The following is a 24,117-nucleotide window of genomic DNA, read 5'->3' as shown; positions in this document are numbered from 1 at the left end:
CTATGATTAAGGTACTCATCGTAGATGATTCTCCTCTTTTAAGAGCGGTACTTAAAGCTGTATTAGAGCAAGCCGGAGATATTCAAGTGGTCGGCGCGGCTAAAGATCCTTACGAAGCGAGAGATATGATCAAAGCGACACAACCAGATGTGCTCACGCTCGATATTGAAATGCCAAAGATGAATGGATTGAGTTTTTTGAAGAACTTAATGCGATTACGGCCAATGCCTGTCGTGATGCTTTCAACGTTAACACAAAAAGGATCGCCCGAAACTTTGGAAGCGCTAGAAGTTGGCGCAGTGGACTTCATTGCAAAGCCCATGACTAATGTCGCCGAGCAGTTGGAAGCGTATGCGGATATTTTGTATCAAAAGATTCGCACTGCAAGTCGTGCAAAAGTAAGGGCGTTCAGGCCTGATAAAAATACGAGTGAGAAAGCAGCCAGTCGAGATACAAATTATAAAGTCAATAACATCATTGCAATAGGAGCTTCAACGGGCGGGACTGAGGCATTGAGAGAGGTCCTCAGTAAATTACCCGGCAATAGTCCCCCAGTGGTCATCACACAACACATTCCTCCTGTTTTTAGTGCTTCCTTTGCGCAGCGTATGGACCGTTGCTGTACTGTTTCGGTCAAAGAAGCTGAAGATGGCGATGTACTTGGTGAAGGAAAGGTTTTCATCGCTCCAGGGGACAAGCACTTACTTATTGCGCAAAAAGGCAATAAGCTCGTGTGTCAGCTGAAGGACGGTGAAAAGGTGAATCGACACAAGCCAGCTGTAGATGTGCTATTTGACTCTTTGTTACCAGTCGCTAAGCAAGTGCATGCAGCTTTACTTACAGGAATGGGAAGCGATGGGGCTCAGGGCCTGTTGAGACTAAAAAACGGGGGCGCAAACACGTTCGCACAGGACGAGGCATCGTGCGTGGTTTGGGGGATGCCTCGTGCTGCAGTGGAACTTAATGCCGCCAATAAAGTGGTCTCTTTAGACAACATGGCTGCAAATTTATTGAAGTCAGCAAGTCGCTGATGTGATTATTGTGCTTGAACTACCCAAGGTTGTGAAAACCAGTAAAAGTGGCCTTTGTGCGTTTTGGATGGTGCAGTACAGTTGTATCTTGAACGTCCGTTTGGTAAGGCTGAAGGGGAGGTAACTTGAACCTCTTTTTTACCATGCCAAACTAGCTCTGCGCGGCCTGCACCCGATACGAAACAAGCAAATTGACTCTGATAAAAATCCATCTCTTTGAATGACAGAGTAAAGGAGGGATTGCGCTCCGTGGTAACAGAATTTGTGTAGTTCAGCTTATCTATTTCAAAAGGCAGAGACTTAATTTTCACTTTTAAAGTTTTTAAGTTGCTGTAGATCCCAGAAGCTGGGAAACGGGGCACGCGTGTAAAGTCAGTTGTTACACCAACAGCACCGGAATGTTGACCGATACCAATCAGCCCTAATTCTTTTACCAGCGCTTGTACTGAGTTATCAAACTCTCCATATGGATAGGCGATATAGGGCAGGTTGTGACCGATTTCAGCGGCAATACGCTGCTGCGACCAGATTAGGTCATTGGCAATTCTCTTTTTCCACTGTGCGTCTGTCTCCCCTTTGAAGCGAAGATGCAAATAATCATGTTTTGCACTGTGATTGGCGATTAGTGCCCCGCGCTTTGACAATGCCCTGAGTTCATCCCAGGTCATGACATAGCTTTGTCCTTCATCAATGAGTTTAGGATTGACGAATATGGTGTATGGAAAATTGTACGCTTCTAATAGAGGCGCTGCGGCTTCAATATTATTATCGTAACCATCGTCAAAGGTAATAGCGACGGTATTGATTGGAAGCGGTTTGCCTGCTCTCAATTGCTCAATGAATTTATCGAGTGCAATTACATGGTAATTTTCTGATTTGAGATAGGCTAAATGTGATTTGAAAGTATCCGCACTCACGCTGGTTACGGGGGGAAGTTTTTCACTCACGTGATGATACTGTAGTATAGTTGCACTTTGCGCCGATGCGCTGACTAATCCAACAAATAGAACTAAATTATGAAGCTTTTTCATTACCTGCGTACACCTTATCATATTCCACTACTTACTCTCGCAGCGCCGATGATTTTATCAAATATTTCGGTTCCACTGTTAGGTTTAGTTGATACTGCTGTGATTGGACACCTCAGCCATGCACATTATCTGGCAGGCATTGCGTTAGGTTCTGGAAGTATCGCGTTATTGTTCTGGTTGGCAAGCTTCTTACGAATGAGTACAACAGGTGAAATTGCTCAGGCCTATGGTGAGCAAAATCAAACACGAGCGCTGCAATCCTTGTTCGCAAGTTTAATGCTTGCGCTGACTTTTGCTGTGACGCTCGTTGCATTGTCGCCATTCCTTTTGCAGGTAATTGCGCAGTTAGCCAATCCGACTGAACAAGTAATGACACAAGCACACATCTATTTTTCTACCCGTATTTATAGTGCCCCAGCGGCAATGATGAATTTGGTTTTACTTGGGTTTATGTTGGGGCTGCAATATGGCAGAGGGCCTTTCTACGTGGTGCTTTTTACCAATCTTGTCAATATTGTGTTGGACTTAGTGTTTGTTATTGGATTCGAGTGGGGGGTTGCTGGTGCGGCATGGGCATCAGTGATTGCGGATTACAGTGCGCTGATACTCGCTTGTGTGTTAACTGCAAAACTGCTGCGACGCAAAGGTTGGCAGCTGGCCATTTTACTGCCCAGTCGACCCCAAATAACACACTTACTTTCCCTCAATAAAGATATTTTTATCCGCTCACTGGTGTTACAACTGTGCTTTAGTTTTATGACGTTTTACGGCGCTAGATTGGGAGAAAATACATTAGCGGCCAATGCAGTCTTGCTTAATTTTCTGATGCTGGTTAGCTTTGCGCTTGATGGCATTGCCTATGCGGCAGAAGCGAAGGTGGGACAAGCGAAAGGTGAGCAAGATGTCACCAAGTTGAAAGCTTGGGTTAGGGTAAGCGTATTTTGGGGTGGTATTTTTGCTTTGTTGTACTGCGTTATCTTTGCTGCTTTTGGTCGGCTGATAATCACGTCTCTGACGAGTATTGAAAGCGTCATTATAACCGCAACTCATTACTTACCATGGCTCGTGATCCTGCCTATTATTGCTATGAGTTGCTTTTTATTTGATGGGGTATTCGTCGGCTTAACAAGAGCAAGAGAAATGCGCAATAGCATGCTGTTTTCTGCACTTTGCGGGTTCTTCTTGCCCTTTTTAATAATGAAAGATCTTGGTAATCACGCGCTATGGTTGGCGATGACTTGCTTTATGGCACTACGTGGTGTTACTTTGATTTATCGTTATCGAAAGCTTGACGCGCAGCAAGCCTTGCTGAAATAACCTGCGAAAAGCGATTAGCGAAGATCCCGACGTAGCCATAACCAGCAATGCCTAAAGCGGGGAACAATACCGCCAATCCAGCTTTTTGCCAAGCAGGGTCATGGTAATGCCCTAAGGCAAACAAGCCCATTGCACAGACAAATATACCGATACCAGTAAAAAAGAATTTTAGGCTGCGCTTGGGGTTAGACCCCAAGCGGTAAATTAATTGCGTAAACATCAGATTGACTTAGTAGTAAGAATGATCGCCGCGAGCGTGTTCTGTGATATCACGTACGCCAGTAATTTCTTCAAATTTGGCAACCATTTCTTTTTCGATACCTTCTTTAAGCGTGACATCGATCATGGAGCAGCCGTTACAACCGCCACCAAATTGCAGTACCGCAATGCCTTCTTCTGTTATTTCAACAAGGCTAACTTGACCGCCATGGTTGGCAAGCTGCGGGTTGACATCAGTCACAAGCATATGCTCAACACGCTCTTCCAGCGTTGCATCGCTTTTAAGCTTTTTAGCTTTGGCATTAGGTGCTTTTAAAGTGAGCTGGCTGCCCATTTTATCGGTTACAAAGTCGATTTCAGCTTCTTCAAGAAAGGGGGCGCTTTCTGCATCAACAATGGCGTCAAAGCCATTAAAGTTGAATCTAAGGTCACTGTCTTCAACGGCATCAGCTGGGCAATATGATACGCCACACTCTGCTTGCGCAGTACCTGGGTTGACGACAAAAACTCGAATACTGGTCCCCTCAGCTTGATCGCTAAGTAGTTTTGCAAAATGTGTTTGTGCGGATTCTGAAATTGTGATCATAATCTGGCTATACTTGACTAAATTACTCGGTTACTTCCTATGATACCCCCCTCATCCTGTTGTAGCTAGTGTTGGGCGTAAAAATTTGCGGCTAAATAGTATGAGTTGATAGCTTTAAGATAAGATTAAAAAGACGGAGTTGCTATGAGAATCACGTTGTTCTTGCTTGGGTTGTTGGCCTTTTACAGTCAGGCAAAACCGCTAAGTTACTATTTTCCATCCGATATAGTGTTTAACCAAAATATTACGACACCGAGCGAAGCGCTGGGCTACGAAGTTGGGCAGTGGCATGTGAGGCATGATCAACTGGTCAATTATTTAACTTTGCTGGCACAGCAAAGTCCCCGAATCACTGTCTCTACGATCGGCTATAGTCATGAGCGCCGGCCACTCATTTTGTTAGCGGTAACGACAGCAAAAAACCAAGGGAAGTTAGAGCAACTCAGGCAAGCACACCTCGAAAGTCTGAATGCCAATATCGATCGCAGTCAGTCGCCGAATGTACTGTGGATGGGCTACAGTGTGCATGGTAACGAGCCGTCAGGCAGCAATGCAGCAATATTGCTCGCCTATTATTTAGCCGCGGCGCAGGGGAAGGAAATCGATGCGTTGCTAGAAAACAACATTATATTGCTCGATCCGGCGTTAAACCCTGATGGTTTAGCACGATTTGCCCATTGGGCAAACAGCAACAGAGGGAAAACTCTGTCTGCAGATCCCGCTCACCGTGAACATGTTGAAGCATGGCCTTCGTCGCGGACTAATCACTATTGGTTTGACCTAAATCGTGACTGGTTACTCTTACAACACCCCGAATCTCAAGCAAGAGTGGCGCAGTTTCACCGCTGGAAGCCTACGGTATTGACCGACTTTCATGAAATGGGCACCAACAGTAGTTATTTTTTCCAGCCCGGTATCCCAAGTAGAACGCATCCGATTACACCAGCCCAGAATCAGACATTGACGCACAAATTAGCTGAATATCATGCCGAAGCATTAGATGCGGAGCAGCAGTTGTATTTCACCCAAGAAAGTTTTGATGACTTTTATGTGGGCAAAGGCTCAACCTATCCAGACATCAATGGATCCGTTGGCATTTTATTTGAACAAGCCAGTAGCCGCGGTCATGTGCAAGAATCAATTAATGGTGAGTTGTACTTTCATCGCACCATTAAAAACCAGCTTTTGACGTCTTTGTCTACATTTAAAGGGGCAATGGCCAATAAAGACGCGTTGATGGCTTACCAGCAGTCTTTTTATCTTGATGCCCAGAAGCTGGCAGATAAAGAAGATGTAAAAGGGTATGTGGTTTCAAAAGGCACTGATAAAGCACGCTTTGAAGCTTTTGTTGAGTTACTCAATCAGCATCAAATTAAGATGTATGCGCTCACCAAAGCGATAAAAGTTGCTGGCAAAACATATCAACCCGAAGATATCTTTGTGCCTCTCAATCAAGCACAATATCGTTTGGTTAAGGCCGTGTTTTCAACGCGAACTAGCTTCGATGATAACACCTTTTATGATGTATCCGGGTGGACACTGCCCTATGCGTTTGATTTGAACTTTACGCCGATTAAGAGCCGTTGGGGGCTAAAAATTGCTGATAAACCTAGGCAAGTACTACAGCGCCATACGCACCGGGAGCTGGAAAAAGGCGCCTATGCCTATGCATTTTTATGGGATGACTACACAGCCCCAAAATTGTTAAATCAATTACTTAAAGAAGGCGTTGATGCGCGAGTGGCGCTACAGTCATTTTCTGCGCGCACAGGTAAAGGTGAACACACCTTCTCACCTGGCACGATTGTCATTCCGGCGGGGGTTCAAACAAATGCGAATTGGCAAACGCGTTTTGCCGAAATACATCAACAATATCCTTTAGAGGTTTTCGCAATTCGCAGTGGACTTACTGCGCAGGGAATAGACCTCGGTTCGCGTCTAATGATGCCGCTGACTCAGCCGAAAGTTCTTCTAGTGGGGGGCCATGGGACCAGCCAGTATGAGGTAGGTGAAATGTGGTATCACTTGGATAGGCATCTGGGAATTGCACCGACGCTGATTGAACAGCATCGCCTAGCTCGGGCAGATCTTTCACGTTATACACACATCATCATGGTGGATGGCCGCTATCGAGGATTATCTCAACAAGTGAAAACAGCCATCCTTTCTTGGGTAAAAAAAGGCGGAATTATTTGGGGGCATAAGCGTGGCGCGCAATGGCTTATTGAGCAGCAGTTACTCAATGTAGAGACGATTTCTAGAAAGGAGATGCGCGCTCAATTTGAGTCTACAGATATGCCCTTTTCTGCACGTGAGTCACTTGCTGCACAGCAACGGATCGCGGGCGCAATTTTCAATGCCCGTGCGGATCTATCTCATCCGCTGGCTTTTGGGCTTGAAGATGAAATTTTACCCGTTTTTAAGAATAGTACATGGGTCATGAAACCCAATACTCAGCCGTTTACCAGTGTACTCAAATATACCGCGAATCCTTTGCTATCCGGTTATGCCGATCAGCGCAATGTAGATCAAATCGCATCGAGTAGCGTTGTTATCGCTGATGAATACGGTCAGGGAGTTGCCATTGCAATGACAGATAACCCCGTATTCCGAGGTTATTGGTATGGCACGAGTAAGCTGGTGAACAATGCGCTGTTTTTCGCCAATGCGTTGAAGTAAGTCAGACTTCTGTGAGGCAGGTGGCATAAGCCCATACTTGGGAGGCACCTGCTGCTTTGCAGAGTGCTGCAATGCAGTTTATTGTGGCGCCAGTGGTAATGACATCGTCTATTAAAAGGATGCGTTTTTTGGTGAGAGAATGCTTGATAAAGTAAGCTTGCATGACGTTGTGCGTTCGAGCGTGCTTGGTCATATTAACTTGAGATCTGGTGGCTCGCTTACCAATTGCATCTAGCATCGGAAAGCGTTGCTCTGTGAGTAACGGAGCCCACGTTTGATAAACCTGATTGTATCCCCTAAAAATTAGCCGAGTATTTGCCAATGGAACTAGAATACATGCGTCGATATCTACTCGACGAGCAAAGTTAGTCGTGTGCCAATGTGTTGTGATTAGCTGCCTAAGTACTTTAGTCGCCACACGATTATTGTGGTATTTCACCTGTTTTAACCAGTTTGACATAGCACCCTGATACCAAGCACATGCAGATAGCCCATCGCAATATGGTAGATGAAACATACGATTTATATCGGGACGCGTTAGCAAATTTATCTCATCATGTACGATATGAGGTAGGGTGGTGTGACAAGCTTGGCATAAGCCTGATTTATCAATCACAGTTTGGCACAGCTGGCACTGTGATGGAAAAAATCCTTTTCTTAGAGAGTGGAGAAGTGACATTGCTTTCATTCCTTGAATCGCTATCATATCGCTAATTTTGGCTTTAGGTATAAAAATATGCAAAGTGAAGTTGTACTCATACACGGTTGGGGTATGAATCAGCAAGTTTGGCAATTAGTTGCTGCGGATCTGTCTGTTGCGCTTAATCGGCCTGTTCGATCATTAAACTTACCAGGGTTTGGCGGAGAGGCACTGCCCAGTGGCGCTTATGACCTTGATGCTGTCATCCTTCACATTGAAGAGCATATTCAACCCAATAGTATTGTAGTTGGCTGGTCATTGGGGGGATTGGTTGCGACTAAACTGGCCGCAATGAGGCCCGAAAAAGTGTCGCAGCTGGTTTTGGTTTCTTCCAACATGCAATTTTGTGAATCAGAACAATGGCCGGGTATTAAAGCAGAAGTATTGGCGCAGTTTAAAGCTCAGTTGAGCAAAGATAGCCGTAAAACAATAGAGCGCTTTTTAGCTATTCAAGCAATGGGCAGCGAGCATGCAAAAGCTGACATTAAACAGATTAAAGAATTATTATTGCAGGCACCTGAGCCTTCAAATAGTGCACTGAGTGCTGGGCTTGATATTTTGCAAACGACAGACTTGAAAAAAGTGTTTAGTGAATTGCATTGTCCGGTAAGTGGCATTTTTGGTCGTTTAGACGCGCTTGTTCCCGCTACCGTGGCGATGAAATTGAGCCATATAAATCCATCTTTTCAGTATAAAATCTTACCAAAAGCGTCTCATGCTCCATTTATTTCACACCGCCTAGAATTTATTAGTTACCTAAAATCAGTCCTTTAAAATTTATCCATGGTAAAGGCGGCAAAAAATTGCCGTCTTTACTTTATTTTGGATATATTATGAGCAATAATTACCTTAGTGAAATTGTATGTAGGAGTGTGTTATGCCTATTGGAGACGTTCTCAACGCAGGCGTTGAAGGTTTTAACCGAGCGCAACAGAATATCGAGCGTGCGACTGCTGATATTAATCGGGCTACGGTTGATCAGCAAAGCGATGAGCAGTTGGCTCAACAGCGGCAGCTGCAAGCTGCGCGTCCAGAGGAAGCCGCGACGGCGCCGGTATCTCAACCTCCTAGCATAGACGAGTCTTTGGTTAATTTGAAAGTCGAAGAGTTCAATGCCAAGGCGAACGCACAAACGATTCAAACAGCGGACGAAGTGCTCGGTACTTTAATTGATATCAAAGTGTAGTGATGAATATAGTTACGCCTCAACCGGCGATAAACTTAAATACTGCCAATGTTCACACCGAAACAGCAAGGCGTGACAATGAACTGCGTGAGGTAATCCCAAAACCAGCAGCGGTTGCGCCTTCGTCTACAGAAAACAAATCCCTGCAAGATAATGACAAAACCCGCGGTGCGCAACAGGAAAACCAAGATACCTATGACGCAACGGGTCAGCTAAGAGAAAACAAAACAATAAAAGAAGGCAGTGAAGAAGACACTGCAGAGCAACAGAGCAAAGAGCGTAATGAAGAGCAGGCTGATGAACGCGAGCAGGCCCAACAAGAGCAAGATGAACAACAGATAATGGAGCTCAAAGACAGGGATCGGGAAGTGCGTTTACATGAACAAGCCCATGCCCGAGTCGGTGGACAATATGCTGGCGCTCCTAGCTATGACTATCAACGTGGACCTGACGGTAACAACTATGCAGTTGGCGGTCAGGTCATGATCGATGTGGCTCCTATCGAAGGTGACCCGCAACAAACTATCGAAAAAATGCAAACCGTCAGAGCCGCTGCATTAGCGCCGGCGGAGCCCTCCGGTGCCGATCGTGCGATTGCCGCGGATGCGACTTCCAAGATCGCCTCAGCGCAAGCAGAACTTGCGAAGCAATCAATAAGTGGTGAAGGTGAGGGAAGCGAACCGTCTAGGAGAGTGCAGGGGTTTCAAAATCGACGCTTAACAGAAGCGGGCTCGGCGCAGTCGGAGCAGCCAGTGCTAGAAAGAAAGCGCCTTCAGCAAGAAGCTGATCCGTTTGCAGTGGCATTACCGATCGAAAGAGATCCAGAGATTGAGTCGCGCGCGCTGAGAATTGAAGGCTTTTATAACCAAGTAGCCTCCCCTGCGGATGATATTACCCAGCTTTCAGTTACGGTGTAAGACGCAGACAAAAAAGGAAGGTATTGCGACCTTCCTTTTTCATGTTCGATTTAATTACTTTTTCAATTTAGCAAACGCTTCTGCAAAAGCGTTGCCCATTGCGGCGTTTCCTTGATCTCGGCGATTACCTTTATTTTCTCGACGCTCGGGTTTACGGCCTTGGTTATTTGAAGACTTACTGTGTGGCTTTTTACCTGCATTGTGCTCAGATGGAGCCGGTGTAGCGTCATTCAGTCGCATTGTGAAGCTAATACGTTTCCTGCTGACATCTACTTCAATGACTTTGACTTTAACAATGTCACCAGCTTTGACGACTTCTCTTGGATCTGAGATGAATTTGTCTGTAATAGCTGAGATATGAACCAACCCGTCTTGGTGTACACCAACATCGACAAAAGCGCCAAAATTGGCCACATTAGAGACGACACCTTCTAACACCATGCCAACCTCTAGGTCAGAAATTTTTTCAACGCCCGCTTTAAATTGTGCGGTCTTGAACTCAGGTCGAGGATCTCGGCCTGGCTTATCAAGCTCGCCAATAATGTCGGTCACTGTTGGCAAACCAAATTTCTCATTCACAAAGTCAGTCGGTGTCAATTGCTTGAGTACATCGCTATTGCCAATAATACTCTGAACTTCAAGGCCCCTAGACTTAGAAATCTCCTTAACAACAGGATAAGCTTCAGGGTGGACCGCAGATGCATCTAATGGGTCGTCACCATTTGGAATACGCAAGAATCCAGCTGCCTGTTCAAACGCTTTCGGACCCAAGCGTTCAACTTTTTTAAGTTGTTTTCGGTTGCCAAAAGAACCATTGCTATCTCGATATTTCACGATATTACTAGCGAGGGTTTTGTTCAGTCCTGACACGCGCGTTAACAAAGGTACGGACGCAGTATTTACATCAACGCCGACGGAGTTTACACAGTCTTCTACCACGGCAGTCAGTGCAAGGCCTAACTGACTTTGTGACACATCGTGTTGGTATTGGCCAACGCCTATAGACTTCGGCTCAATCTTCACAAGCTCGGCCAATGGGTCTTGTAGGCGTCGTGCTATAGATACCGCACCACGTAGGGACACATCTAAATCCGGAAACTCGTTTGCCGCAAATTCAGAAGCTGAGTACACCGAAGCGCCAGCTTCACTGACCATGATTTTAGTCAGTTGCAGATCTGACGCTGCTTTTATTACTTCCGCTACTAGCTTATCTGATTCACGAGAAGCTGTGCCATTACCAATGGCAATGAGTTGTACTTTATGCTGACGACTCAGTTGCTCAATGGTACGAATCGACTTATCCCAGTGATTTTGCGGCGCGTGTGGGTATATGGTTGTGGTAGACAACAGTTTGCCTGTGGCATCAACAATGGCAATTTTACACCCTGTTCTAAGACCCGGATCAATGCCCATCGTGACTTTTGGACCGGCGGGGGCGGCCATCAGCAGGTCTTTCAGGTTTTTCGCGAAAACGTCGATTGCCCCACTTTCTGCTTTTTCCCTGAGAGTACCTAAAAATTCATTTTCTAGATGCAAAGCGAGTTTGATTTTCCATGCCCACTGTACAACCGTCATTAGCCACTCGCTGGCCGCTGATCCTGAAATGGATAACCCGTAATGATCAGCAATCATTTGAGCACAGAATTGTTGATGATCCTCAGCCTCTGGTTCAGGATTAATGGTCAACTGCAAAATCCCTTCGTTGCGAGCTCTAAGCATTGCCAGTGCTCTATGTGAAGGCACTTTGCTCAGTAATTCACTGTGTTCAAAATAGTCTCTATATTTACTGCCATTCTCTTGTTGACCGTCAATGATAGTACTTTGCAGCTGTGCATTTTCCGTGATGTGGCGTCTGAATTTAGCGAGTAATTTGGCGTCTTCTGCAAAGCGTTCCATAAGGATAAACTTGGCGCCTTCTAACACGCTTTTTGTGTCAGCAAACCCAGCTTCAGTATTAATGAAGTCTTCTGCTAATTGGTTAGGAAGTAAGTTTGGGTCTGCAAAAAGTTGGTCTGCAAGCGGCTCTAGTCCTGCCTCAATCGCAATTTGGCCTTTAGTACGGCGCTTTGGTTTATATGGCAGATAGAGGTCTTCAAGTTCTGTTTTGCTTGTTGCAGCTGCGATGTCACTTGCCAGCTGAGCGGAAAGTTTACCTTGCTCTTCAATAGTTTTGACTATAAATGCCCGTCGCTCTTCCAATTCACGAAGATAAGATAGCCTTTGTTCGAGCAATCTGAGTTGTGTGTCATCGAGTCCACCGGTGACTTCTTTACGATATCGGGCGATAAACGGTACGGTTGCGCCCTCATCTAACAATGTGGTGGCTGCCAGCACTTGCTGCTCTGAGGCATTTAGCTCCTGGGCTAAACGAGCTGAGATGTTGCTCATGCAAAATCCTTATAATGTTCAATTAGCTACGCTAAAAATTCAATTAAGCTTAGGGCGCCATCATACCATATTTCAGTACGTATGATCAGGCCTGATATTCAATTCGGTTAACATACCACTGGGCTTCCCCCTGAGGGGTTTTAACGACAAAATCATCGTCTATCGCTTTACCTAACAACGCTCTTGCCATTGGAGAATCTATAGAAATATAGTCATTGCGCTCATATATTTCATCAGGACCGACAATTCTAAAGCGCTTAGTTTCACCGTCGTCATTCTCTATCTCAACCCAAGCGCCAAAATACACTTTACCTGCTTGCTGAGGATTGTATTCAATGACTTTTAAATCAGGTAAGCGTTTTCGCAAATATCTAACTCTTCGATCTATTTGCCTCAGTAGACGCTTATTAAAAGTATAATCTGCATTCTCTGAACGGTCGCCAAGGCTAGCTGCCCAGTTTACTATTTTGGTAATTTCAGGGCGTTTTTCGAACCAGAGGTGGTCATGCTCTTGCTGCAGTTTTCGGTAACCTTCTGGCGTGATCAAGTTAGTTTTCATAGTTTGTCGTATCAATTAACCCTATATGGGTACATATGTTTGGTGTAATTGTAACTTTCAGTAACAATCTAATCTGTATGTTATGGTGTCTAAGCAGCTAAATTTCAATTATATTTAACCAATATTATAGAGATAACAAGAAGAATCATATGGGAAATGAAACAACGAAAGTGCTCGTGGTCGATGATGACATGCGGCTACGCAGCCTCTTGGAACGCTATCTTGTCGAGCAGGGCTTTATCGTCAGAAGTGCTGCAAACGCAGAGCAGATGGACAGGTTACTAGAGCGCGAAAACTTCCATTTAATGGTACTTGATTTGATGTTACCCGGTGAAGATGGCCTTTCTATCTGCCGACGCCTACGTCAAAAAGAAAATGAAATCCCGATCGTGATGTTAACAGCCAAAGGCGATGAAGTAGACCGTATCATAGGGCTGGAATTGGGCGCTGATGATTACTTGCCCAAACCATTTAACCCTAGAGAGTTGTTGGCACGGATAAAAGCAGTTTTAAGAAGAAAAACCAAAGAAGTACCTGGTGCACCAGCAACTCAAGAGAATGAAGTGGAATTCGGTATATTCCGGTTAAATCTGGCGACGAGAGAAATGCAAAAAGGGGATGAAACCATTGCATTAACCAGCGGTGAATTTGCGGTATTGAAAGCGTTAGTCAGTCATCCTAGAGAACCTTTAAGCCGAGATAAACTCATGAACTTGGCTCGTGGACGAGATTACAGTGCGCTAGAACGCAGCATCGATGTACAAGTGTCTCGACTGCGCCGCATGATTGAAGAAGACGCTTCTAACCCAAGATATATTCAAACCGTTTGGGGCTTGGGCTATGTATTTGTGCCAGATGGCGAGAAGTAATGGGCATTTTTCCGCGTAGTGCCTTTGGCCAAACGGTCTTTTTCGTAGCTGCGTTACTGTTGATCAACCAAATTGTTTCTTATATCACGGTGACGCTATATGTTTTCAAACCCACTTTTGAACAAGTAAACCTGATGTTGGCTAAACAGGTCAAAACCGTGTTTATTGATTGGGAAGAAGGGGTTGAAGTTGACTCTGAGCTGTCTAAAAAGTTCTTTGAAATAACCGGCATTGATGTAATGTCTCAAAAAGAGGCTTATCGCAATGGGCTAGGTCAAGCGAGAGAGTATAATCTGCTTTCGCGTAGCATGTCAGAGCAACTTAATGGTTCTGCCAGAGTTCGTATTAGCCAAGGAGATCCGGTGGTTTACTGGGTAGAAGCACCTCAAGCGCCGGGTTACTGGGTGAGGGTACCGCTGTCCGGCTTTTCAGAAACCAAACTCGAGTTCCTCGTATTCTATTTATCCAGTATCGGCTTCCTAAGTGTGTTGGGTGGGTGGTTGTTTGCGCGTCATTTAAACCGACCCTTACGAGCGCTGCAGACGGCTGCAAGCCGAGTGGGCGCTGGGGATTTTTCAATGCGCTTGGTGGAGCAAGGTTCTACTGAAGTGATTGAAGTAACACGCGCATTTAATCAGATGTCGAAAGGGATTGCAGCACTGGAAAGTGACAGGCGACTACTTATGGCGGGCGTGTCACATGATTTGCGTACACCATTAACCCGGATCCGGCTGGCAACAGAAATGATGTCGGACGAAGAAGATTATCTCAAAGAAGGGATTATCGACGACATTGAAGATATGAATGCCATCATTGACCAGTTTATTGAGTATCTACGCCACCACAGTAGCGGAGAAATGAATTTAGACGATGTGAATGCTTTAGTGGAAGAAGTTGTGCATGCTGAACAACAGCACAAACGTGTCATCAACTTTACCATGGCACCCAGTTTACCTTCTATTTTGATGAATACAGTGGCTTTAAAACGCGTGATCACCAACATGATTGAAAATGCGATTCGCTATTCTAGCGAAGACATTGAGGTTGTGACATTACTGGAGAAAAAGTGGGTCATTATACAAGTAAAAGACAGTGGGCCAGGTATTCCTGAAGCGGAGCTTGAGTCTGTATTTGAACCTTTCCAGCAAGGGGATCAAGCCAGAGGCTCTGAGGGCAGTGGTTTGGGACTCGCTATTATCAAACGTATTGTTACGACGCATGGGGGACTTGTGGCGCTTTCTAACCGCAAAGAAGGTGGGTTGTGCGCTGAGGTACGATTGCCTGTGGCTAAGAAAAGCTAGACCTGACCTATCACTTATACAGCACTGATTAATGTTCAGTGCTGTCATTTCTCAATGACTTTTTTCACAGTACGGTTAGTGCAAAGACTTTGCTAATTAGACTGCGCGAGGTGCAGTGAAAGTTACACTTTTCAAAATTACTCAGTCTAATTTAGCTATTAAACAATACGCACAAAAAAACGCCCAACGAGGGGCGCTTTTGATAAAGGAATCGAGTTAGCGATTAGCCACGAGGACCTGCTGACTTAATTGTGTCAGATACGTCGTATTTCTCGAAGTTCGCTTTGAAGTCCGCTGCAAGTTTTGCCGCGTACTCGTTATATTTGTCTTTATCTTCCCAAGTGTTAATTGGATTAAGCAGCTTCTCATCAACACCTTCAACTGACACTGGAACGTCTAGGTTAAGTGCCTCAATATGTTGTGTTTCAACACCTTCAAGTGTGTCGTTAACGATAGCGTCAATCACAGCACGTGTCGTTGGGATGTCAAAACGTTTACCCACACCGTAAGGACCACCAGTCCAACCCGTGTTTACAAGGTATACTTTTGCACCGAACTCACGTACACGCTTCATTAGTAGCTCTGCGTACACGCCTGCTGGACGAGGGAAGAATGGCGCACCAAAACACGTTGAGAACGTTGACTCGATGTCAGACGTTGAGCCGATTTCTGTTGAACCAACTTTCGCAGTGTAACCACTTAAGAAGTGATATGCAGCGGCTTCTTCTGACAAGATAGAAACAGGTGGTAACACACCACTTACGTCACAGGTTAAGAAGACGACGGCACGTGGTTCACCTGCACGGTTCTCAACTTTGCGCTTTTCAACATGCTCTAGCGGGTAAGCGGCACGTGTATTTTGTGTAAGACTGGTATCGGCAAAGTCAGGTACGCGGTTTTCGTCTAGTACCACGTTCTCTAGGATTGTACCGAACTTAATTGCATTCCAGATAACCGGCTCATTCTTTTGAGATAGGTCGATACACTTTGCATAACAACCACCCTCAATGTTGAATACGCTACCTGGTGCCCAACCGTGCTCATCATCACCGATAAGAAAACGTTTAGGGTCTGCAGAAAGTGTTGTTTTACCAGTGCCTGAAAGACCGAAGAATAATGTTGTATCGCCCGCTTCCCCAACGTTTGCACTACAGTGCATTGGTAATACACCTTTAGCTGGTAGTAGGAAGTTCTGCACAGAGAACATTGATTTCTTCATTTCACCGGCGTAATGCATACCTGCGATTAGCACCTTGCGTTCTGCAAAGTTGATAATGACAGTGCCATCACTGTTTGTGCCATCTCGCTCAGGATCGCAGACAAATGAAGGTACATTCATTACCTGCCATTGGGGTAAATCAGCAGCATTGTATTTGCTAGGTTCGATAAACATGTTCTTCGCAAAGATATGGTGCCATGCAGTTTCAGTTGTAACCACAACTGGTAAATAGTGCTCTGGATCTGAACCAACTTCTAAGTGAGAGACAAAGTGGTCGTTGCTGTGTACGTGTGCTTCTACACGTGCCCATAGCGCATCAAACTTTTCTGCATCGAATGGGCGGTTTACATTGCCCCATTGGATATCATTTTCAGTGCTTGGCTCTTTAACGATAAAACGGTCGTTTGGCGAACGACCTGTGCGGCGGCCTGTTTTTGCTACAAAAGCTCCATTAGCTGCTAAAGTCCCTTCACCACGCGAGATGGCGTGTTCGACAAGTTCAGCTGCAGTTAAATCGACAAAACGAGTAGCGCTTGAAGTCATGTTTTTACCTAAATGTGAGAATTGAACGGGATAGCTCTGGTTAATTTAGTACCTAAAGCTTGATTTCATACTAACAGAAGCATTTGTGATATTCGAGCCCTAAAGGGGGGAGAAATTGCAATTTTTTGTCAAAAAAAGTGAATAATTTCAATGATACCGGTGTCATGAAAAGTCACTTTAAAATGACACCGGTATCATATTTTTGTAATAAAAAACCGCCAAAAAAGCGGCTTTCATTAAATTAAACAAGATGTACCTTATTTAATTAAAAATTGACTTGATGTCTTGTTCAGAAAAACGGTAATCAGTCAGACAATAATGACAGCTTAGTTTAACTTCACCGTGCTGTTCTATATCTTCCAATAACGCAGCTTGACCAACATTTACTAAGGCACTGATGGTTTTCTCTCTGCTACATCCGCATACAAAGTTCACCGCTTGTGGCTCAAACAGCTTAGGGTTGTCTTCGTGATACAAGCGCGTTAATACTGTTTGTGCATCTAATTCTAACAGCTCTTCATCTTTAATGGTGTCACTGATTGCTTCTAAATGTTCAAAATCACTTTGCGACTTCTCTTTATTGACAGGAAGCACCTGCAAGAATAAGCCGGCAGCTTTCACTGACGTTTCATTGATGTCGGTGGCAAACCACAAACGCGTTTGCAGCTGCTCAGATTGCATAAAGTAGTCTTCAAGACATTTTGCTAAAGAATCAGAAGTCAAAGGTACGACACCTTGATAACGTTCACCTTTCTCTGGTGAGATGGTGATGATCATGTGCCCCTTACCAATTAAATCGCTAATAGCTGATCCATTGATTGCGCCTTCTACTCGGGCAATACCGCGCATATTTTGCTGATGGTTGCCATTGATGACCGCGTATTTAACTGGACCGTCTCCTTGGAGCTGAACAGCGATATCACCTTCAAACTTTAAAGTTGCTGTTAGCAAGCTTGATGCAACTAATAGCTCTCCAAGTAAAGTTTGCACTTCTGCTGGGTAGTTATGACCCGCTACGATATCTTTTAATGTGTGCTCGATCTGCACGAGTTCGCCTCGTACGTCGAGATCGTCAAAAATATAGCGATGAAGTAAATCTTGTTTCATCTAAGAGACCCTAATTTGATTTCAGTTTAAGCAGCTCACGGCGCTGCTTTTTATCTGGTTTATGCTCCGGACGTGGAGCAAAGAAACTATTATTTTTTCTGGCTATGGCGTTTTGCGCGCGCTTTTCAATACTCTCTGCTGATTCTTCATAGAGAGTTTGTGCAATCGGCGCAGCTTGGCGTTTTTCCATTAACTTCAAAACGGTGATATGTTTTTCGTCGTGACCCTGCGCCAATTCTATTTTGGCACCGACATCAACAGTGCGACTCGGTTTACAGCGTTGGCCATTGTATCTCACTTTGCCGCCTTGGATCATTTCACGGGCGATTGTACGCGTCTTATAAAATCGCGCAGCCCAAAGCCACTTGTCCAATCTGACTTTCAAATCATCTTGGTTGTTTTCTGGGTTGACTTTTGTCACAATTCGTTAACTATATTGGCATCTTGCTCAGAGGCGAAACTTATCATATTTTGACCGCCAAAAAAAGCATAGCACCGCCGTAGGCAGGGAAGGTACTTCATCGAAGTCTGAACAAATGGTTAATGTTGTGTTCATTTGCTTCGTGTCATACCTTGTACCGATTAAATTAAAGTTTCATATTTGGGCGCTTGTTGAATCGAGGTTGAAACGGTACACTGAGGCGCTCAACAGAATAAGAAAAAGTCTCATTAAAGAAATTTTATATGGAATTACAGATACAACAGTTACAAAAGATAATACAAGGCTTACCCCATGCGAAACTCAGTCGCGCCGTGGTGTTTCTGGCTGTTGTATATATTGCATTTCTTCTCTCCCAGCTATTTTGGCTACTCTGGCCAAAATCAGAAACGAAGCTTATTTCCACCACCCCAATTCATACCCAAAGTTCACAGCAAGCAGTAAATAGTAGCGCTATTTTGGCACAGCATATTTTTGGTAAAGCGAATGAAAAGCCAAAGGCCGAAGCAAAGCCTCAGCCTGTGATTTCTAATGCCCCAGAAACTCAATTAAATGTGCGCTTAACGGGGATTGTAGCGGTTAGCCAAAATGACGTAGCGGGTCTGGCAATTATAGAATCTCAAGGGCGTCAAGAAACTTACTTAGTGCAAGACGCTATAAAAGGCACTCGAGCAAAATTAGCGCAAGTATTACCAGATCGCGTTATTTTGGATGTAAGTGGGCGTTTTGAAACATTAATGTTGGACGGCTTGGATTTTACTCAAAAAGTCGCGATGCCAACGACTCCAAAGCGCAATTCAGAACCCAAGTCTAGAAAAATCAGTGAGGACACGCGTTCGGAGCTGGCTCAGCGTCGCCAAGAGCTACTCAATGAACCAGGTAAACTATTTGATTATATAAGAATTTCGCCAGAGCGTCGCAATGGCCAATTAGTTGGTTATCGTCTACGTCCAGGTAAAGATCCCGAACTTTTCAAAAAGATGGGGCTAAAAAATAACGATCTAGCCATTGCTATTAATGGTTACCAACTCACGGATATGAAACAGGCTATGACGGCAATGAATGAGCTCAGAGAGAGCACAGATGCTAACATAACAATAGAACGCGATGGCCGCATCTTAGATGTGCAATTTAGCCTGTAAAAGACACTAATTTTGGAGTTTAAGAATAATGGGTAGAAAGCTACACCTCACAAGAATCAGAAAAGGGTTAGCTAAATATGCAGCTCTGTTGTTTGCGGCTGGTTTGTCATTGTCTGTTTCTGCTGTTGAGTATGCGGCAAACTTCAAGGGTACCGACATAAATGAGTTTATCCTCATCGTAGGAAAAACACTCAATAAAACAATCATCATCGACCCTAATGTGCGCGGCAATATCAATGTTCGAAGTTTCGAACTCATGGATGAAGAGCTGTACTATCAGTTTTTCTTAAGTGTATTAGAAGTTTACGGTTACTCGGTTGTAGAAATGCCAAATGGCATTATGAAAGTCGTGCGTAGCTCTGATGCTAAAAAATCTAACGTTCCTCTGGTTAATGACAACAGTGAAGGTGACGGAGATGTCATGATCACCCGTGTTGTTGAAGTTAAAAACGTATCAGTTCAAGAGCTGGGTCCATTGATCCGTCAGTTTAGTGATCAAAAAGATGGTGGTCACGTAACAAACTTTAACTCTGCCAACGTAATGATGCTGACGGGGCATGCGGCATCGGTAAACCGATTAGTAAACATCATCAAATCTGTTGATCAGGCGGGTGACCAACGTGTAGATATCGTTCGATTGAAGCACGCTACGGCGGATGATGTGGTTCAGGTAGTTGAAAAAATTTATAAAGATACAGGCAAAGGCCGAGTACCTGAGTTTCTTATTCCTAAAATTGTTGCCGACGGTAGGACTAACAGTGTTGTTGTGAGTGGTGAAAGCCAAGCGCGTACCAAAGCAATTGAACTAATTAAACGTCTTGATGATGAGCTCGAAAATCAAGGTAACACGCAAGTCTTCTATCTTAACTATGCCAAAGCAGAAGACTTGGTAAAAGTCCTTCAGGGCGTTAGTAAAACTTTACAGGAAGAAGCGCAAGGGGGCGGTAAAGCAACGCGGACACGCAGTAGCAATCGCAATGAAACCAGCATTGAAGCGCACGCTGATTCCAACTCTTTAGTGATCACCGCTCAACCAGATACGATGCGTTCATTAGCAAACGTCATTGAGAAATTAGACGTACGTCGTGCACAAGTATTGGTTGAGGCGATTGTTGTTGAAGTACTCGAAGGCGACGGCATCAACTTTGGCCTTCAGTGGATCACTGAGCAAGGTGGTATGTTGCAATTCAATAACGGGACAACCGTACCAGTTGGTGCATTGGCCGTTGCTGCCGAACAGGCCCGAGACAAAACGATTAAAAGAACGGTTACTGGTGAAAATGCGGAGCTAAATGACTTCGAAGAAACCGTAGAAGGGGATTTAAACGCATTGGGACAGCTGCTTGGTGGTGTGAACGGTTTAGCTGCGGGCGTTGTTAAAAATGACTGGGGTGCGATCATTCAAGCGGTTTCAACGGACACCAATTCTAACATCCTTGCGACGCCGTCAGTAACCACAATGGACAATGAAGAGGCGTCCATGATTGTGGGTCAAGAAGTACCAATTATTACCGGCTCTGCGGCAGGTGACAATAACTCTAACCCATTCCAGACTGTGGACCGTCAAGAAGTGGGTATCAAATTAAAAGTGACCCCACAAATCAACGATGGCACAGCCGTTCAATTGACGATTGAACAAGAGGTTTCTAGTGTCAGTGGTGCAACGTCTGTTGATATTTCTGTGAACAAACGTGCGATTAACACAACCGTCATTGCTGATGATGGTGGCATGGTGATTTTAGGTGGCCTAATTGATGAAGACGTACAAGAAAGTGTGTCTAAGGTACCTCTATTGGGTGATATCCCTATTCTAGGGCACTTATTTAAGTCAACTAATACAAGCAAGCGTAAGCGTAACCTGTTGGTATTTATCCGTCCAACGATTGTACGTGATAGCCGTAGCATGAATGAATTGAGCCATGCTAAGTACAAGTTTATCCGTAATGAACAGTTGAAGAAGCATGACGATGGGATTGACTTAATGCCGTTTGAAGATGCGCCAGTACTGCCTGAGTGGAATGATGCGATGGTACTTCCACCAACGTATGAAGAATACTTACACCAACAAAACGAGAAGAAAGATGACTGATGCCAACTTAAGTGTTGTAGAGGCGCCAGTCGAAAGTGAAGTCTCCGCCGCTGCAGAAGAAGTGTTTGAGGAGCAGGCACAGCTGAGGCTGCCATTCTCTTTTGCTCGTCGTGAAGGTGTATTGCTCAGCGATGACCCAAAAGGGCTAAAAGTATTTCATAAAGGGACTGTGTCTTTGGATGCATTGCTGGAAGTACGCCGAGTTGCAGGGGCGAGCTTCTGTGTAGAAATCATCGATGAAGAAAAATTTGAATTGTTACTGGAAGCCGCTTACCAACGTGACAGCTCAGAAACACAACAGATGATGGAAGACATTGGTAACGAAGTGGATCTGTTTTCATTGGCAGAAGAGATGCCACAGACAGAAGATTTGCTCGCGGCCGATGACGATGCGCCTATCATTAAGCTGATCAATGCAATGTTAAGTGAAGCAATCAAAGAAGGTGCTTCTGATATTCATATTGAAACATTCGAAACCGCGTTGGTTATTCGTTTCAGAGTCGATGGTGTTTTGAAAGAGGTATTGCAGCCTAATCGTAAGTTGTCATCACTTCTAGTATCTCGTATTAAAGTAATGGCAAAGCTTGATATTGCTGAAAAACGGGTACCGCAAGATGGCCGTATTAGTTTAAGAATCGCAGGGCGCGCCGTCGATGTCCGTGTATCCACAATGCCTTCAAGTTTTGGTGAGCGTGTTGTATTACGTCTATTAGATAAGAACAATGCGCGCTTAAACCTTGAAGATCTGGGCATGACAGAGCGCAACCGTGAATTGTTCTCAGAAATTATCGCTAAACCGCACGGAATTATTTTAGTTACTGGCCCGACAGGGTCGGGTAAAAGTACAACGCTGTATGCGGGGATGACGCAGATCAACTCTAAAGATCGAAATATTCTAACGGTCGAGGACCCGATCGAGTATGAGATCCCAGGCATTGGTCAAACACAGGTAAACCCAAAGGTAGATATGACGTTTGCAAGAGGCCTTCGTGCTATCTTACGTCAAGACCCTGATGTTGTGATGGTGGGTGAGATCCGGGACTTAGAAACGGGTCAAATTGCTGTACAAGCGTCCTTAACCGGTCACTTGGTTATGTCGACGTTGCACACCAATACGGCATCTGGTGCGATTACCCGTATGGAAGATATGGGCGTTGAACCGTTCCTGTTGTCCTCTTCATTACTCGGTGTATTGTCACAGCGCTTAGTTCGTACCCTTTGCCCGAGCTGTAAAGAGCCGCATTTAGCAGATGAGCGTGAATGTGAGTTATTGGGGGTGGATAAAGATGCTAACACCACTATCTTCCGTGCTGTAGGTTGTGAAGAATGTAACTTTAATGGTTATAAAGGCCGAACCGGCATCCATGAACTATTGGTCGTGGACGAGCATATTCGTGAGTTGATCCACAATGGTAAAGGTGAACAAGCGGTAGAGAAATATATTCGCAAACACAGTCCCAGTATCCGCCAAGATGGTATTGCTCGAGTTTTAGACGGGCAAACAACACTTGAGGAAGTCATGCGAGTAACGCGTGAGGAAGGGTAATGGCTGCATTTGAATATCGTGCATTAGACGCGAAGGGTAAAGAAAAAAAAGGTATTTTAGAAGCGGATACTGCCAAGCAAGTTAGGCAAATGCTGCGTGAAAAGGGCATGATGCCATTGGATGTGGAACCCGCTGCAGAGAAAGAAAAGTCTCAAGCCAGTGGTGGCTTTAGCTTCTCGAGAGGCTACAAGCCGTCAGTCAGTGATATTGCACTAATCACGAGGCAACTCGCAACGCTTATTCAGTCTTCGTTACCTGTTGAGGCCGCAGTTATGGCAGTGGCTGAACAATGTGAAAAGCCGCGTTTAAAGCGCATGTTAATGGCTGTTCGCTCAAAGGTTGTTGAAGGCTATACCCTTGCTGATGGCATGTCTGAATTCCCTCATGTATTTGATAATTTATACCGCTCAATGGTGGCAGCTGGTGAAAAGTCTGGTCACCTAGATGAAGTCCTCAATCGTCTGGCTGATTACACTGAACAGCGTCAGTACATGCGCAGTCAAATCACACAGGCGATGGTATATCCAACGATTCTTGTTGTGTTTGCTATTGCGATTGTGTCGGTGTTGCTGGGGACTGTGGTACCAGAAATATTAAAGTCTTTTGAAAAATCTAACCAGGTTTTACCTTGGACAACAGAGTGGGTGTTGGCAGCCAGTCATTTCGTACAGGATTTTTGGATGCAAGCAACGATCGCTTTAGTTGGGTTAATCGTGGCCATTCAGCAAACGTTAAAACGTCCCAAAGCACGCTTTTGGTATGACACCAAATTATTACAAATGCCCGGTATTGGTAAAATCAGCCGTGGTATCAATACCGCGAGATTTGCAAGAACATTAAGTATTTTGTCATCAAGTGCGGTGCCTTTATTAGAAGGAATGAAAATTTCGGGCCAAGTACTTGAAAACGAAAAAATAAAAGCAGCGGTAGCAGAGGCGGCAACACATGTAAGTGAAGGCGCCAGTCTTAAAGCTGCACTACATCAAACCAAACTATTTCCACCCATGATGCTGCATATGATTGCCAGTGGTGAAAAGTCAGGTGAACTGGAACAAATGCTTGAAAGAGCCGCCAATAACCAAGACAAGGAATTCGAGAGTATGGTTAACGTTTCACTGAAACTACTAGAGCCTGCAATGATTGCCAGTATGGCACTGATTGTTCTGTTTATTGTCATGGCGATACTTCAGCCAATTATGGCAATGAACAAAGCGATAGGCCTGTAGTCAAATAATTTAAAGATAAACGC

At 44.7% G+C, this 24,117-nt stretch carries 21 protein-coding genes; 12 read left to right on the top strand and 9 right to left on the bottom strand.

Going from position 1 to position 24,117, the window contains the following annotated elements:
- The first annotated feature begins 2 nt into the window (after positions 1-2).
- Positions 3-1,031 (top strand): protein-glutamate methylesterase/protein-glutamine glutaminase, encoded by a 1,029-nt coding sequence (locus L1286_RS19205; RefSeq protein WP_235408640.1) that lies wholly within the window; start codon positions 3-5, stop codon positions 1,029-1,031.
- A 5-nt stretch (positions 1,032-1,036) separates the two neighbouring features.
- Here the strand turns inward: L1286_RS19205 and L1286_RS19200 are convergent, their stop codons facing one another.
- Positions 1,037-2,083 (bottom strand): polysaccharide deacetylase family protein, encoded by a 1,047-nt coding sequence (locus L1286_RS19200; protein WP_235408639.1) that lies wholly within the window; start codon positions 2,081-2,083, stop codon positions 1,037-1,039.
- A gap of 27 nt (positions 2,084-2,110) precedes the next feature.
- On the opposite strand from L1286_RS19200, the gene dinF reads away from it, so the two are divergent.
- Positions 2,111-3,379 (top strand): MATE family efflux transporter DinF, encoded by a 1,269-nt coding sequence (gene dinF, locus L1286_RS19195; protein WP_235408688.1) that lies wholly within the window; start codon positions 2,111-2,113, stop codon positions 3,377-3,379.
- On the opposite strand, the gene L1286_RS19190 is transcribed toward dinF, so the two are convergent.
- On the bottom strand, positions 3,324-3,599 hold the full coding sequence (locus L1286_RS19190; RefSeq protein ID WP_235408638.1) for a hypothetical protein: 276 nt from the start codon (positions 3,597-3,599) through the stop codon (positions 3,324-3,326). The two genes, dinF and L1286_RS19190, sit on opposite strands and share 56 nt — an antisense overlap.
- A 9-nt stretch (positions 3,600-3,608) precedes the next feature.
- Positions 3,609-4,184 carry a Fe-S biogenesis protein NfuA gene (gene nfuA, locus L1286_RS19185; protein WP_235408637.1) on the bottom strand — a complete coding sequence of 192 codons (576 nt, stop codon included), beginning with the start codon at positions 4,182-4,184 and terminating at the stop codon, positions 3,609-3,611.
- A gap of 144 nt (positions 4,185-4,328) precedes the next feature.
- Between nfuA and L1286_RS19180 the strand changes: the two genes are divergently transcribed.
- Positions 4,329-6,863, top strand: coding sequence for a M14 metallopeptidase family protein (locus L1286_RS19180; RefSeq protein WP_235408636.1), 2,535 nt, complete (start codon positions 4,329-4,331; stop codon positions 6,861-6,863).
- 1 nt (position 6,864) lies between these two features.
- Here L1286_RS19180 and L1286_RS19175 read toward each other — a convergent pair whose 3' ends face one another.
- Positions 6,865-7,542, bottom strand: coding sequence for a ComF family protein (locus L1286_RS19175; protein WP_235408635.1), 678 nt, complete (start codon positions 7,540-7,542; stop codon positions 6,865-6,867).
- A gap of 57 nt (positions 7,543-7,599) precedes the next feature.
- Here L1286_RS19175 and bioH point away from each other — a divergent pair, with 57 nt between their 5' ends.
- The 3 genes from bioH to L1286_RS19160 all read left to right on the top strand — a co-directional run bounded on the left by bioH (position 7,600) and on the right by L1286_RS19160 (position 9,666).
- A complete protein-coding gene (gene bioH, locus L1286_RS19170; RefSeq protein ID WP_235408634.1) occupies positions 7,600-8,337 on the top strand; it encodes a pimeloyl-ACP methyl ester esterase BioH in 738 nt (245 codons plus the stop codon).
- A gap of 103 nt (positions 8,338-8,440) precedes the next feature.
- A complete protein-coding gene (locus L1286_RS19165) occupies positions 8,441-8,749 on the top strand; it encodes a hypothetical protein (RefSeq protein ID WP_235408633.1) in 309 nt (102 codons plus the stop codon).
- A 2-nt stretch (positions 8,750-8,751) separates the two neighbouring features.
- Positions 8,752-9,666 carry a putative metalloprotease CJM1_0395 family protein gene (locus tag L1286_RS19160; protein ID WP_235408632.1) on the top strand — a complete coding sequence of 305 codons (915 nt, stop codon included), beginning with the start codon at positions 8,752-8,754 and terminating at the stop codon, positions 9,664-9,666.
- Between the two features lie 54 nt (positions 9,667-9,720).
- Here the strand turns inward: L1286_RS19160 and L1286_RS19155 are convergent, their stop codons facing one another.
- Positions 9,721-12,054: a Tex family protein gene (locus tag L1286_RS19155; RefSeq protein WP_235408631.1), complete on the bottom strand. Its 2,334-nt coding sequence runs from the start codon at positions 12,052-12,054 to the stop codon at positions 9,721-9,723.
- A gap of 85 nt (positions 12,055-12,139) precedes the next feature.
- Positions 12,140-12,613: a transcription elongation factor GreB gene (gene greB / locus L1286_RS19150; protein ID WP_235408630.1), complete on the bottom strand. Its 474-nt coding sequence runs from the start codon at positions 12,611-12,613 to the stop codon at positions 12,140-12,142.
- Between the two features lie 149 nt (positions 12,614-12,762).
- Here greB and ompR point away from each other — a divergent pair, with 149 nt between their 5' ends.
- A complete protein-coding gene (gene ompR / locus L1286_RS19145; RefSeq protein WP_063373335.1) occupies positions 12,763-13,482 on the top strand; it encodes an osmolarity response regulator transcription factor OmpR in 720 nt (239 codons plus the stop codon).
- A complete protein-coding gene (gene envZ / locus L1286_RS19140) occupies positions 13,482-14,783 on the top strand; it encodes a two-component system sensor histidine kinase EnvZ (RefSeq protein ID WP_235408629.1) in 1,302 nt (433 codons plus the stop codon). The genes ompR and envZ overlap by 1 nt, the downstream gene beginning before the upstream one ends.
- 223 nt (positions 14,784-15,006) lie before the next feature.
- Here the strand turns inward: envZ and L1286_RS19135 are convergent, their stop codons facing one another.
- The 3 genes from L1286_RS19135 to hslR all read right to left on the bottom strand — a co-directional run bounded on the left by L1286_RS19135 (position 15,007) and on the right by hslR (position 18,073).
- Entirely contained in the window at positions 15,007-16,545 is a 1,539-nt protein-coding gene (locus tag L1286_RS19135; protein WP_235408628.1) for a phosphoenolpyruvate carboxykinase, read from the bottom strand.
- Between the two features lie 261 nt (positions 16,546-16,806).
- Positions 16,807-17,652, bottom strand: coding sequence for an Hsp33 family molecular chaperone HslO (gene hslO / locus L1286_RS19130; RefSeq protein ID WP_235408627.1), 846 nt, complete (start codon positions 17,650-17,652; stop codon positions 16,807-16,809).
- 10 nt (positions 17,653-17,662) lie between these two features.
- A complete protein-coding gene (gene hslR, locus L1286_RS19125; protein WP_235408626.1) occupies positions 17,663-18,073 on the bottom strand; it encodes a ribosome-associated heat shock protein Hsp15 in 411 nt (136 codons plus the stop codon).
- A 263-nt stretch (positions 18,074-18,336) separates the two neighbouring features.
- Between hslR and gspC the strand changes: the two genes are divergently transcribed.
- The 4 genes from gspC to gspF are packed head-to-tail and all read left to right on the top strand — an operon-like array spanning position 18,337 to position 24,094.
- Positions 18,337-19,233, top strand: coding sequence for a type II secretion system protein GspC (gene gspC / locus L1286_RS19120; RefSeq protein WP_235408625.1), 897 nt, complete (start codon positions 18,337-18,339; stop codon positions 19,231-19,233).
- A gap of 28 nt (positions 19,234-19,261) precedes the next feature.
- On the top strand, positions 19,262-21,322 hold the full coding sequence (gene gspD / locus L1286_RS19115) for a type II secretion system secretin GspD (RefSeq protein WP_235408624.1): 2,061 nt from the start codon (positions 19,262-19,264) through the stop codon (positions 21,320-21,322).
- Entirely contained in the window at positions 21,315-22,868 is a 1,554-nt protein-coding gene (gspE, locus tag L1286_RS19110; protein ID WP_268832609.1) for a type II secretion system ATPase GspE, read from the top strand. Before gspD ends, gspE begins: the two co-directional genes overlap by 8 nt.
- Positions 22,868-24,094, top strand: coding sequence for a type II secretion system inner membrane protein GspF (gspF, locus tag L1286_RS19105; RefSeq protein WP_235408623.1), 1,227 nt, complete (start codon positions 22,868-22,870; stop codon positions 24,092-24,094). Before gspE ends, gspF begins: the two co-directional genes overlap by 1 nt.
- The last annotated feature ends 23 nt before the right edge of the window (positions 24,095-24,117 follow it).

This window comes from Pseudoalteromonas sp. SMS1 (genome assembly GCF_021530565.1).
Lineage (GTDB): Bacteria > Pseudomonadota > Gammaproteobacteria > Enterobacterales > Alteromonadaceae > Pseudoalteromonas.
This window is presented reverse-complemented; position numbering and strand designations above follow the sequence as displayed.